Source organism: Virgibacillus halotolerans (genome assembly GCF_016908515.1).
Lineage (GTDB): Bacteria > Bacillota > Bacilli > Bacillales > Amphibacillaceae > Virgibacillus_M > Virgibacillus_M halotolerans.
This window is the reverse complement of sequence record NZ_JAFBEA010000002.1, coordinates 411,187-424,901: the sequence shown is the minus strand read 5'-3', so window position 1 is coordinate 424,901 and position 13,715 is coordinate 411,187. Positions and strand designations below refer to the sequence as shown.

Sequence of the window (13,715 nt, the reverse complement as noted above, 5' to 3'; positions counted from 1 at the left end):
GGCCTCCCATTATCCGGTAGTAAAAGCAATTTCGACATTTAGCTTGCCCATTTTTTAAAAAATCATGCTATCCCAATTTAATGTTGCTTGTACATCGCTGTAATGTACTTAACACACTCAATGCTGCAGCATAACTCGTTTTTGGATTCGTCGCCATAGGTGCGTTATTTATCGAAAATGACGCAGTACCAAACGTTCCGGAAATATTAATCATATGGCTGTTGTTTTCGATAACAGGATCAGCAATTATTTTTACCCTTGTTTTCTGAATTCCAATTCCAGCTAATGATAAGATGATGGAAACATTGATGTTTTTAGGGAATTTTTTAATCGCTTCATTTGCTGTACCATCGAAAATAACGACTTCCTTATCCACTTCTTCTTCATCCAGCAATGATCTAGCAGGCTTTCGTGTTGTTAGAGAAACCTCATGAACACCGCCAAGCGCATGCGCACTTTGTAGTAGATCCAGTCCGCCAATAGCGCCAGACGGCAAATAAACTATCCTTTTATACTTTTCAGCCACTGCATATATATTTTGATATAAGAGTTCTTCAGACAATGCCCCGATACTAATGAGAATAACATCTTTCTTTTTAAGGACGGCAGGAATCAGTTTACGAACAGCTTGAATATTAGCGGCCTCTACAATGATATCAATGTCTGACGCAAGAAATTGAGACAGATCAGAATATAATCCAACACCATAGTTCTTTGTTAATGCGGAATACTTTTCTTCATCCCTGATATAGATACTTTGAACATATAATCCTGGAACCTGATTATGGTTTATTTCTTTCAACAGAAAACTCGCAATGGCTCCCCCGCCGATTATTCCGATATTCACTAGACTTTCCCCTCTCTGTTGTCAACTTTTAAAATGACTACAACGCATCAAGCAATGCCGTCGCTATGGAAAAGTAGATCATCAGTCCGATAATATCATTCAACGTCGTAATGAACGGCCCCGATGCTACTGCCGGATCAATTTTCAATTTATTAATCAGCAAAGGAACAATCGCCCCTATGACCGCAGACACACTTAGTGTGCATAAAATCGAAACACCAACAATCAGTCCCAACATCCAATTGCCATAAAAAATAGCAATCATCAGTGTAATCAATACCATACAAATAGCACCAATCATTGCTCCTGTACTGAATTCACGTCTGACCATCCGCCAGAAACTGTTTTTTTCGATCGTTCCCAATGCCAGACCACGGACTGCCACAGCTAATGACTGTGTTCCAACGTTTCCTCCAGAATCCATAATCATAGGAATAAAAGCAGCAAGCACAACAACCTGTTCAAGTGTATCTTCGAATTGACCAATGACCCCACCGGTTATCAGTCCGAAAAACATCAATGCAATAATCCAGGGCGAGCGTTTCTTTGCAGCTGTAAGAGCACTTAAATTTATATCTGTTGCACCTTTTGTAGCCGAAATTTCGCCAAAATCTTCTGTTGTCTCACTTTCAAGAATATCCATCACATCGTCCACTGTTACAATTCCTAGCAAATGATTGTGTTTAGAAACAACTGGAACAGCAAGAAGATCATACTTCTTAATGACACCCCCGACATCTTCCTGATCCAGATCTTCCGGTACAGATACCACCTTTTTACGCATGATATCACGAATCATTGTTTCCGGTTGAGCGGTAATAAGGTCTCTAAGCGAGACAACTCCTACTAACGAACCATCTTTATCCACAACATAATTATAGTAAATGCTTTCCGCCTCTGTTGCTTTCTCCCTAAGCTGGTCAATAATTTGAGCCGCTGTCTCATTGGGAGAAATACTTATTAATTCCTTCGTCATAATGGAACCCGCTGTTTCCATTGCATAAGAAAGAATAGCCCCTACTTCTTTTGCTTTTTCTTGATCCATTTCATACAAAATCTTCTCGGCAAGCGTTGGATCTAACCCTTTTATAAATTGAACAACATCATCCGTGAACATATAATTAAATATTTCATAGGCATATGGATCTGCTAATTCTTGAAAATAAAGCTTTTGCTTATGAATGTCCAACCTATCAAAAACACGAGCAAACTCCTGGGACTCAAGATAATCATAGGCTTTTACACGGACATCCTTATTCAACGTCACAAAAACATCGGCTTGGTCCGATGGATGTAAAGATAAGAAGTTATTACGAAACTTGGCTTTTTCTTCATCTCGTAATGCTTGTAAAATGAAACTTGTATATTGCTCAAGATCTTTTCGGTCTAATTTAACCACTTTTATTCCTCACTTTACTACGCTCGTTCTATGTATCAATGCTTATCAAAAGTAGCCTTCAGATTTAAATTACCCTTATATCGGATATTTAAACGGAGGGCTACTTTCAATTATTCTATTTGTATCAATACTACAATCCAAATAATGTAGAAATCATCCAACTTGACCCATAAAAAATCATGAACAAGACACCAATACCAACACCTAAAAACCGGTTCAACATACCCCCGATTGCGGCGATAGTAAAGGTAACAAGTGTACCAGCCAATCCGCCTTCATAAAATGACAATAAGACGACGATTCCTATAAACATAGCAACAATTGCTTCCTGGTTAATATGCTTCTTCACAAACACACTTGCCTTGCGCGCATAATTCATCGAAAACGGGTAAGCAATAAAGGAGGCAATCACAATACCAATCAATCCGTATAATAAAAATTCAAGTGGACTCATTAAATTATGTAAATTATTCACTGGCTCACTTGTAAATATCGGTGGTGCATTAAATAATGCGGCAGCAGGTCCTAACGCCACCGGACTTAAAGGAATACCAAACGCAACAAGCGGTATGATCGTTTCCGCAATATAGGTTGATTCTGTCACCCCATTCATCGTTGCCAAGCTACTTGTCGCTTTTTTGTACTGTCCCTTCGTACGCGATCCAACCAGTTCCCCCATTAAAGAGGTCATCCCGACCGGGCTTAAGGCAAAAGTAAAGGAGGATATAAAAGAAGTACCAGCAACTGCCGTGCTTTGCTTTCGTGTTAACACTTTAAAAGGATTCGGAAAATATCCTGACCATGTTTTCTTTTCAGGTGCCAGCCGGTATACGTTCATTTCATCTCGCTTCACCTCGGGTCTAGCACTTTTAGATGAGGCCATCAGTAAGTCCGATAACATCGGCCCAATGGCTATTCCAAGAAAAAAACTAATGGACAGATGTTCTCCTACAACCGTCGAACTGACCATATCCAATCCTTGAAACATCATCGCAATTGGTAAAATTAACAAGATACTTGCCCAACGCCCTTTCGAAAAATACCCAATTAATACCGCCGCAGCTGTAAAAATAATCCCAGCATTTTCCTGAAAAAAGTTTCCAAATTGGCTTAAAAATACTGCAAATAATAATGATAATGGCAGTGCAATAAATGCACCAATAATTCCGCCTGAAATCATTTTCCTTAAAGCAATATGTGGCATCCCAATCCGCCGCATAAAATTAGCATGTTCAAGCATTGGTGCAGCAGTTGTATCTCCAGGTACCCCCATTAAGGCTGTAGGGATGGCATGGGTTAAATGCTTTGATAATACTGCCGCCATAAAGAAAGCAAATACCGCGACTGGTGGTGCACCTAACAAGACTACGATCAACGTAATAGGCACCAAAATTGCCGTTTCATCTGATCCCGAAATTAGACCGATGAGCGTAAATAATACTGCCGCTATCAATGCTAGTATAATTGCAATGACTAATTGACTCATTCCTTCCTATCCTCCTCATCTGAAAAAAACATATCGTAAATCCCCTGTTCCTTCATTTCTTCCATCGTAACAGGATCATTTGTTATACTTTCCCGTTCATCTTCCAAATCCAATTGAAGATCTTTATAGATAATACTTAATTCTTCTGTTGTACCTGAGCTTTCCAACAACTTCCGCTTTGGTTTAAACAATAGCGCATTCACAAGCAGTGCGATCAAACTTCCTGCGATTCCAAGGAGCAGTGAGTAAGACTGCACCATATTTTCGGGAGCAACTTTCGGAAAGATAAACTTCCCCAAATGAAAAAATCCCAAACTAAGGAAGACGCTGATAATGATCGTAGTAATCAAATGTTTGCCAAGCACCGTGTCACCAATTACTTCTACATAGCTCTCCTGTTTTGCAGCAGTTAATTTATCTTTTTGAGCCACGTTCTCCCTCCATTCATGCTTATCATATCTACATTCCAGTATAAACTATAGCATTTAACAAGGACAATACTTTAAATTAGTTGCTCACTGCAATCGCATTAAATATACAAACACTACTTATTCGGATCGTTATTCCGAAGTAGCTCTACAAAATGCTTCATATCATGAAATCCGAATCTTTGCTCTTTCACAGCATGCTCAACAACCTGGTCGATTTGGTCATCGGGGGCACCAGCTACGGAAGCCATGTTCCTGGCATGTAGTTTCATATGGCCTTTTTGAATTCCTTCTCCAGCCAAAGCTTTAATTGCTGCAAAATTCTGCGCTAGTCCTGTAGAAGCAATTATTCCCGCAAGTTGTTGAGCTGTTTTAACATTTAATATTTTCGTAGCAAGCTTTGCTACAGGGTGTGATTGCGTGGCACCTCCGACTAACCCAACAGCAAGCGGAAGTTCAATGGTTCCGACCAATGTATTTTCACCCTTAAGTTCCCATCGTGTTAACGAACTATATTTACCTGATATAGATGCATAAGCGTGAGCTCCAGCTTCTACTGCTCTTGTATCATTTCCCGTTGCAAGTACTACAGCTGATACGCCATTCATGATTCCTTTATTATGTGTTGCAGCACGATAGGGATCAGCAACAGCTAAATGATTTGCACTCATAAATTTCTTCATTGTTGTCTGATTTCCCTGGAAAGGATCTTCAAAAGTTGCTCGAGCACGTACAATTCGTTGATCAGCAAGGTTCGATAAGATACGAACAACAACTTTACCTTCTGTAATTTCTTCAATTAAAGGAGATACTGCTTCAGCCATTGTATTTACAGCATTAGCTCCCATTGCATCCTTTGTATCAATCAATAAATGCACGACAAGCATTTTTTCACTTTCGCCTTGCACAACATGTACATCCAAGTCCTTTGCCCCGCCGCCAAATGCTACTAGTGTCGGATCCTGGGCATTACACAGTTCAATAATTTCCTCCTTGTTTTCATAAATTCTTGCCAAAGCTCCATAGGTATCTACCATGCTAGTTACTTGTATTTGTCCTCTCATAATAGATCCAGAATAAGACGTTGTAAATCCACCTGTGTCATATGTCAGTTTTGCAGCATGACTAGCTGCAGCGACAACTGAAGGTTCCTCAGTCGCCATTGGCACAAAGACATCTTCTCCATCGACCTTAAAGTTTGCTGCTATTCCAAGTGGGATTGGTAAATATCCAATCACATTTTCAATCATTCGATCTGCTTGTTTAACTGTAAAGCCTTCTTCGCCGGTAAAGATTTTCTTTTCTTCTTCTGAAAGTTCTAGTAGTGATGCAATTTTATTCAACCTTTGCTCTGGTAATAATTTATAAAACCCAGAAATACGTGACTTCATAGTAAAACCTCCTTTGTTTTATTGGAAATTACTTCCTAATGTTCTTTAAATCTAGTTTGTTACTACACACAATTGAATGCGATTACATTTTGAACATCAATAAAAAATATTGAAATTCAATAAAGTTTAATTTCATTCAACCATGTTGAATAGAGTTTATTATACGTACCCCAAATTTGTCAATCATTTTAAATCTTAAGTCAATTGTTTTTAAAAGTTTAGCCATTAGGCGACTATATTGTAACAAAATAACATATCTGGTATCATTGTGTATGCGATTACAACGTGAGGAGGTGGAGGTTAAATGCATATTGTCGTGATAGGTGCGGGTGCTTTAGGTGCTTATTTTGGTTCGCGTTTTGAGGAAGCTGGAGCAAATGTTACATTTTTAGTTCGTGAGAAAAGGGCAGAACAAATTCATGCACACGGAATTCATGTGAACAGTACACAAGGTGACTACACGATAAGGAACCCAAAAGTTATTACAAATACAGCAGAAGTCAAAACTGTTGATCTCGTATTTCTCAGTGTAAAGGGATACCATCTACAAGGAACCCTGGAAAGTCTAAACCATTTGACCAAAAAAGGTGCCCATGTATTACCAGTTTTAAATGGAATTGAACATATTCGTACACTACAGGAACAACTTGGGAAAGAACATGTTGTCGGGGGCCTCTGTTCCATATTCGCTACTTTAAATGATAAAGGACATGTGGCGCATTCAAGTGATTTTCATGATCTTATTTTCGGTCCATTGGAACCAACGCAAACAAACATCTGTAACCAATTAAAAGCACTTACTGATCAAGCGAATATCAGTGCAAATTATAGTGATGATATTTTAGTAGATCTTTGGAAAAAGTATATGTTCATCAATGCCTTTTCCGGCATTACGACAGCAGTCAATTTACCTATTGGTCCTGTTACAGATCATCCGGAAACATTTCACATTGCAGAAATGATTTTGCAGGAAATGAAACAATTAGCGAACAAGTATAATGTAGCTCTAACGGAATCACATGTAGAATCAACAAAAAAGATACTCTTGAATTTGAACCGGGATGGGACATCTTCCATGCACCAAGATCGCCGTAAAAAACAAACTTTAGAGGTAGATCATTTACATGGTGGGGCAGTTCGATTAGCGAAAGCAGTAGAGTTAGAGCTTCCGTTTACAGAGGCTGTGCTCGGATTAATAAAGCCATTTGAAAATGCATAGAACTGTGCGTTATTAGGATACTAGTGGAACGTTTCAAAATTTCTTTCCAGGTTTCTAAAAAGTAGCTGGGTGTTCGTCAAAATATTCTCTTCTACTACCGCAACTGGAATACACTCGTTTTCCGCCTGCAGTGGAAATCAACGGTTTTTAGCACATATACGAATCTTTTGGCCTTACATCAGGCTGAATATGGGATGCTCCACTAGTCTCCCTGCGAAAACGATCAAAAAAGTGTATTAAAACGTTTTTATTTTAAATATAAGGGATGAGGAAAATGATAACTTTTCTTGTATCAATCGTTATTTTGGTTATTGCGTATTTTACTTATGGGAAGTTTATTGAAAAACTATTTGATCCAGCAGATGCAAGAAAAACCCCTGCCTATGTAAATAGTGATGGCGTAGATTATGTGCCGATGAATAAGCATAAAAATGCGCTCATCCAATTATTGAACATTGCAGGAACTGGACCTATTTTCGGACCGATTATGGGGGCATTATTTGGTCCTGTCGCATTTTTGTGGATTGTTCTTGGTTCTATTTTTGCCGGGGCTGTGCATGATTATTTAACTGGCATGATTTCGATCCGAAATAAAGGCGCACATATTCCTGAATTAGCGGGAAAATTTCTAGGCAGTTTTTCCAAGCATATCGTAAATATTTTTGCACTTTTATTACTTCTTTTAGTGGGTACCGTATTTGTTACAACTCCAGCATCACTTCTGGCGATACTATTAAATGGTAAAGTGGCTGTAGGGATTTTAATCACCGTTATTTTTATTTACTATTTCTTATCTACGGTTCTTCCAATTGATAAAATCATAGGTAGATTCTATCCTTATTTTGGTGCAATCCTTTTACTTGGGACATTAGGCGTTGGAGTTGCTTTACTATTCTCGAATTATACGATACCGGAATTAAATTTTCATAATATGCATCCGGATAATTTACCTATTTTTCCAATTCTTTTCTTTACCATTACTTGTGGCGCGTTATCTGGTTTTCATGCGACACAATCGCCGATTATTTCCAGAACGACGAAGAAGGAATCGGAAGGTCGTTATGTGTTCTATGGCATGATGATTGCGGAAGCCGTGATCGCAATGATTTGGGCAGCAGCGGCAATGAGCCTGCTTGATGGTCAAACATTGAATGAATTTATTAATACGGGAACACCTTCTGCAGTTGTAAATGAAGTGTCCATGACGCTGTTAGGTGCCTTTGGAGGAACCATTGCGGTATTAGGTGCAATCGTACTTCCAATTACTTCTGGGGATACAGCATTCCGTGCGGCACGTTCCATTATCGCCGATTATTTGAAATTTGATCAGAAGACAATGAAAAGTCGTCTCATGATTGCGCTTCCTTTATTTGTTGTATCAGCATTGTTAACACAGATTGACTTCAACATCTTGTGGAGATACTTTTCTTGGGCAAACCAGGCCACGGCAGCTATTGCACTATGGATTGGGACGATGTATTTATTTATTAAAGGAAAGAACTATTTCGTCTCGCTGGTGCCTGCACTATTTATAACCTACATGGTATTTGTATATATTTTAAATGAGAAAATAGGATTCAATCTGAATTTAAACATTTCATTTATTGTGGGTCTTGTTTTAACTGTTATTCTTACAGTCGTCTTCTTTAACAAAGCAAAGAAAAATAGGGTTGAAGAAATAGAAACAGATATAGATGTTGCGTAATTACAGCGTTTAAACTAATATCCTGGATAATGGCTTGCTATCGTGCCTTATCCAGGATATTTTACATTTTCCTCTTTTCCATTCATTTGACTTTTCGTATAAATAGAATTATCATATTTTCCAAACCTTCGCATTATTTATATACTAATGGTCGCAAAATCCTACAATTCCCCTAAAACAGAAAACGCTATGTTTATCCAAATAAAAGGAGAAGTGATACAGGTATGAGTCAACCTTTAGAAGAACAACAAATAGAGCTTTCACTAAAGGATAAATTGATAAAAAAACTAAAGATATTTGGACCGGGTGCAATCGTAACTGCCTCATTCATTGGGCCTGGTACAGTGACAACAGCAACAAGAGCTGGTGCATCATTTGGTTATGCTATTTTATGGTCTGTCCTCTTTTCAGTTATTACAACTATCGTTTTGCAATTAATGATGTCCCGTCTTGGCATCATTACACAAAAGGGTCTAGGTGAAGCCATACGCGAACAATTTTCACACCCCTTGTTAAAGTATGGTGCAATTTGGCTTGTCACTATTTCCATCAGTGCTGGTTGTGCAGCTTACATATCCGGTGATTTACTCGGTACCTCTCTTGGCCTCTCCTCACTTACCGGTTTTCCTGAACATTTGATTGCGCCTATTATCGGTGTCATTATTTTGTTATTCGGTTTAAGTGGTAGCTACAAATTCATTGAGAAAATCATGATTATACTTGTTTTTGTTATGGGAATTACATTCATTACAACAATGGTCGTCGCTAAACCTGATCTTGGTGAAATGTTTAAAGGCGCTTTTGTTCCTGGTATACCAAAAGGATCGATTATTATGGTCATCGCAATGATCGGTACAACAGTTGTTCCATATAACTTTTTCATTCATGCATCGTCTGCACATGAAAAATGGACCGATCCAGCACATTTAAAAGCGGCTCGATGGGACACAATCATCTCTATTTCTGTTGGCGGATTAATTACAGCGGCCATCTTAATAACCGCTGCTACAATGATTAGAGGTGTTGATGTAAGAAGTGCCGCAGAATTATCTCTGCAATTAGAGCCCTTGTTAGGAAGCTGGGCCAAACAATTTACAGCGATTGGACTATTTGCAGCTGGATTCTCTTCTGCAACTGCATCACCACTTGGAGCAGCAATGACACTTGGTAGTGTTTTTAAATGGGAAGGCGGCTTTAAAGATAAGCGTTTTAAAATTGTTTTTGCAGTGATCATCGTGATCGGAATTATTACTTCAGCACTTGGCTTTGAACCAATGGATGTACTGCTCTTTGCTCAAGCCCTAAATGGTATCCTATTACCAGCCATTGCTATTTTAGTTCTGATTGTGATGAACAATAAAAGCCGACTTGGTAAATATGTAAACTCACTAAAAATGAATATCGTTGGCGGTGTTGTTGCACTTGTTTGTACAGGACTCGGACTTTATAGTTTAATTGACGCATTGCAAGCATTTTTTAGCTAAGTTTCAGCCCATAATAAAGCTCCATTTCCGTTAAATATTTCGGTCATGGAGCTTTATTTTTTACGCCTTGTCAATTGCTCGTGCTGGATCATAAGGAGTTAAATCCAAATCGACTTCCTCATTCTTGATCAACGTCAATCAGCCGTTACTATTTTCGGTAATTAAATATGGCTCAATATATCCATTTTCCTTTAAGTAAGTAATTAATATTTGAACTGATTCTTCCAATGTATGCTTTTCTGTGTCTAGGATAATTTCCGGATCAACAGGTTTTTCATATGGTGCATCAATCCCTGTAAAACCTTTAATTTCACCAGCGCGCGCCTTTTCATACAGCCCTTTTGGATCCCGTACCTCACATGTTTCTACACTACATTTCACATAGACTTCAATAAACTCTTTATCTTCAAGCAACGTACGAACATTATTTCGATCCTGTCGATATGGTGAAATAAATGCGGTTAGGGTTATGATCCCAGCATCCACCATTAGATTGGCAACTTCTCCGATGCGGCGGATATTTTCTGTACGATCCGCTGGACTAAACCCCAAATTCTTATTCAAACCATGCCGCACATTATCTCCATCAAGGCGATATGTATGTATCCCAAGTTGATGTAGTGCTTTCTCCAGTGCGACAGAAGCGGTCGATTTCCCTGATCCTGATAATCCAGTAAACCATAAAACAGCGCTTTTGTGCTTGTTCCGTTTTTGTCTTACTTCTTTCGTCACTTCCGACTCATGCCAAGCAATATTTGTTGACGTACCCATCATTTCCCTCCTAAAACCACCAGTAATAGACAATGGTAACAGTGATAGCCATCACAATTAAACTGAGCGGTGTTCCTATTTTTATATAATCTGTAAATTTATAACCTCCAGGACCATAAACAATTAGGTTGGTTTGATAACCTATTGGCGTCACAAAGCTCGCCGAAGCTGCAATCGTAATTAACACTGCAAACCCCATTGGATCCAGATTCAAGCTTGCAGCCGTTTTTAATCCAATTGGAAGCATTAATATTGCTGCTGCGCTATTTGTAATTAATTCGGTGAAAATATTTGTTAAAAGATATATCAATAAAAGAATCATAAACAATCCCATAGGGTTCCCTATTACTAATAGACCATCTGCAATCCATTGGGCCAAGCCTGTGTTCATCATCGCTAGGCCCACACCAAAGGAACTGGCAATAAGCAATAATACATCGAAGTGAATATACCGTTTAGCCTCTCCAGGAGTAACCGTCTTCGTTACAATTAATAAAGTAACTGCCAGTGCCATCGCCTTAAACATGCTCAGCACACCCAAGGACACAAGCATAATCATTGTCAGCGTTAAAATGATCGAAAACCAAGCCTTGACCGGACTACGTTTTAGTTTTTCCGGTGTATCCAAGCTTGTAAGTACGTAAAAATCACTGGATTGCTGGAACTTTTCTACAAAGTGTTTCCCTGCCAGCAATAACAATGTATCTCCCGGTTTAAGCAGGATGTCGCTTACTTTAGATTGGATGCGTTCATTATTTCGATGAATCGCAATCACTCCGGCATCATAACTGGATCTAAACTGTGTTTGTTTAACAGACTTTGACAGTAATGCAGATTGATGGGATACAACAGCTTCCACTATTTGTGTGTTCCCGTTCTTTAACTCATCCAGATCTAGATGTGTTCCAGTTCTTAATGTTAAACCTTTCATCATTTGTACATCCTCAAGCGTAGACATCAACCCAGTAAAAATTAACCGATCCCCCGCTTGAATAACCGTTGTAGCACGTATAGGGGAAATACGTTCCTCTCGGCGAATGATTTCGACTAGATAGAGACCTTTCAAATCGGTTAATCCAGCCTGCTGTACGCTTTGATTCATATGTGGAAAGCTTTCCTCTACAATTAATTCTGCAATATATTCTTTCGAGTCCGCTTTCACTTGTTGTTTAAAATCCTTATATTCCGGTAGTAATTGATGGCCAATTGTAAATATATAAATCAGGCCAATAATCAAAATAGGGATACCCACAACAGACAATTGAAATAAAGAAAAACCCTCATACCCATTATCAAGCAACATACCATGAACAACCAGATTTGTAGCCGACCCCATTAACGTGACCGTCCCACCTAAAATCGTTGCATAGGATAACGGGATTAAAAACTTGGATGGCGCAATATTGTGCTCCTCACACCACGTCTTCACTAATGGTGTAAGTGCTACGACAATCGGTGTATTATTTAAAAATGCCGAAATAATGGATGTGGGTACAAAAAGACGTACCATCGATCCTACAGTGCTCTTGCTCTTATCCAACCAGTTCTTGATTACCTTTTCAATGACACCACTTTTTTGAATCGCTCCCGCTACAATAAACAAAAGTGCTACAGTAAGCATTCCTTCGTTAGAAAATCCACTTAATGCTTCTTTTGTATTCAATACACCTGTAATCAGGAAAATGATAAGTACTGAAAAAATGATGATTTCAGGACGACCAACTTCCATTAATAACCCTAATAGCATGGCGACAATCATAATTAAAACAAAGATCATTTCAAATGACATGAGGAACATCCCTTAGATTAATTTTGTTTCATGCCTTTAATCAGTACTTCAGCAACTTCCGGGCGGGAAAACTCTTTCGGTAATGCTTCCCCATTACGAAGCTTTTCGCGTACTTTTGTTCCACTGAGATGAACATGATAGGATTTATCATGTGGGCATGTTTTTGTCGTGCCCATGTTCTCACATTTGTTGCAATAAAATGCATGCTCAAATTTGAATATTTGGATACCCAATTCTTCCTCAAACTCTGAAATTAACGTTTGTGCTTCATAGGTGCCATAATAATCCCCAACACCTGCATGATCACGTCCGACAATAAAATGGGTGCAACCGTAATTTTTGCGGACAATCGCATGGAGAATCGCTTCTCTTGGTCCAGCATAACGCATCGCAGCAGGATAGATAACCAGTCGTGTACGATCAGCAGGATAATAGTTTTTCAGTATTACTTGATAACTTTCCATGCGAATTTCTGCAGATATATCATCTGACTTTGTCTCACCAACCAAGGGATTTAACAACAACCCATCAACAGACTCTAGTGCACTCTTCTGAATATATTCATGTGCCCGATGAACTGGATTCCGCGTCTGAAAACCTACAACAGTTTTCCAACCCAAATCAGCAAACATCGCTCTCGTTTCCGATGGATCAAGGTGAAATTCCTGAAATTGACTGTGATTCGGACGTTGGAGTAAATGAATCGGGCCAGCTAAATACACGTTGCCCTTATCGTATACCTTCTTCACACCTGGATGTGCTTTATCTATTGTTCCATAAACGTGTTTCGCTTCTTTTTCCTTATCATAGGTATATACTTCTTCCAATTCCAGCACCCCGTAATTAACACCATCTTCTCCACGGAGTGCTATTTTTTCTCCGATTGCAAATGCATCTGCTTGTGCTGTTGTTACTGGAAGTGTGATCGGGATACTCCAAACCGTCCCATCAGCCAAACGCATCGATTCAACAACTCTTTCATAATCTTGTTGTCCCATAAAACCTTTTAATGGGCTGAATCCACCGATAGCAATCAGTTCCAGGTCAGATATACTCCAAGCATCTATTGTTAATACATTGAACCCTTCTATTTCACTGAGATACGCCTCTTTTGCCGGACCAACTACTTCTCTTTGAACGAGTTCTCCTCCATGCGGTAAGATGGTCGTTTGTTCTCTTTGCTTTGTTACTGTCAT

Annotated in this window: 11 protein-coding genes; 3 read left to right on the top strand and 8 right to left on the bottom strand. The window is 38.9% G+C overall.

What is annotated here, in order from left to right; all coding sequences use genetic code 11:
- Positions 1 to 67 precede the first annotated feature (67 nt).
- The 5 genes from nadX to JOC34_RS08225 form a co-directional block, all read right to left on the bottom strand.
- Positions 68 to 847 carry an aspartate dehydrogenase gene (nadX, locus tag JOC34_RS08245; RefSeq protein WP_205136272.1) on the bottom strand — a complete coding sequence of 260 codons (780 nt, stop codon included), beginning with the start codon at positions 845 to 847 and terminating at the stop codon, positions 68 to 70.
- A gap of 37 nt (positions 848 to 884) precedes the next feature.
- Positions 885 to 2,246, bottom strand: coding sequence for a magnesium transporter (gene mgtE, locus JOC34_RS08240; protein ID WP_205136271.1), 1,362 nt, complete (start codon positions 2,244 to 2,246; stop codon positions 885 to 887).
- Between the two features lie 130 nt (positions 2,247 to 2,376).
- Entirely contained in the window at positions 2,377 to 3,732 is a 1,356-nt protein-coding gene (locus JOC34_RS08235) for a tripartite tricarboxylate transporter permease (protein WP_205136270.1), read from the bottom strand.
- Positions 3,729 to 4,163: a hypothetical protein gene (locus tag JOC34_RS08230; RefSeq protein ID WP_205136269.1), complete on the bottom strand. Its 435-nt coding sequence runs from the start codon at positions 4,161 to 4,163 to the stop codon at positions 3,729 to 3,731. Before JOC34_RS08230 ends, JOC34_RS08235 begins: the two co-directional genes overlap by 4 nt.
- 113 nt (positions 4,164 to 4,276) lie before the next feature.
- Positions 4,277 to 5,551 carry a hydroxymethylglutaryl-CoA reductase, degradative gene (locus tag JOC34_RS08225; protein WP_205136268.1) on the bottom strand — a complete coding sequence of 425 codons (1,275 nt, stop codon included), beginning with the start codon at positions 5,549 to 5,551 and terminating at the stop codon, positions 4,277 to 4,279.
- Between the two features lie 304 nt (positions 5,552 to 5,855).
- Here JOC34_RS08225 and JOC34_RS08220 point away from each other — a divergent pair, with 304 nt between their 5' ends.
- The 3 genes from JOC34_RS08220 (at position 5,856) to JOC34_RS08210 (ending at position 9,959) form a co-directional block, all read left to right on the top strand.
- Positions 5,856 to 6,770, top strand: a complete 915-nt coding sequence (locus tag JOC34_RS08220) for a ketopantoate reductase family protein (protein ID WP_205136267.1) — start codon at positions 5,856 to 5,858, stop codon at positions 6,768 to 6,770.
- Between the two features lie 274 nt (positions 6,771 to 7,044).
- Positions 7,045 to 8,475 carry a carbon starvation CstA family protein gene (locus JOC34_RS08215; protein WP_205136266.1) on the top strand — a complete coding sequence of 477 codons (1,431 nt, stop codon included), beginning with the start codon at positions 7,045 to 7,047 and terminating at the stop codon, positions 8,473 to 8,475.
- Between the two features lie 224 nt (positions 8,476 to 8,699).
- Entirely contained in the window at positions 8,700 to 9,959 is a 1,260-nt protein-coding gene (locus JOC34_RS08210; protein ID WP_205136265.1) for an Nramp family divalent metal transporter, read from the top strand.
- Positions 9,960 to 10,097: 138 nt separating this feature from the next.
- Here JOC34_RS08210 and cysC read toward each other — a convergent pair whose 3' ends face one another.
- From cysC to sat, 3 genes are read right to left on the bottom strand one after another with little or no spacing between them, the layout of a single operon-like run.
- A complete protein-coding gene (gene cysC, locus JOC34_RS08205) occupies positions 10,098 to 10,730 on the bottom strand; it encodes an adenylyl-sulfate kinase (protein ID WP_205136264.1) in 633 nt (210 codons plus the stop codon).
- A 10-nt stretch (positions 10,731 to 10,740) separates the two neighbouring features.
- The gene (locus JOC34_RS08200; RefSeq protein ID WP_205136263.1) at positions 10,741 to 12,519 is read right to left on the bottom strand and encodes an SLC13 family permease; all 1,779 of its coding nucleotides are present in this window, start codon (positions 12,517 to 12,519) and stop codon (positions 10,741 to 10,743) included.
- Between the two features lie 17 nt (positions 12,520 to 12,536).
- Entirely contained in the window at positions 12,537 to 13,715 is a 1,179-nt protein-coding gene (gene sat, locus JOC34_RS08195) for a sulfate adenylyltransferase (RefSeq protein ID WP_205136262.1), read from the bottom strand.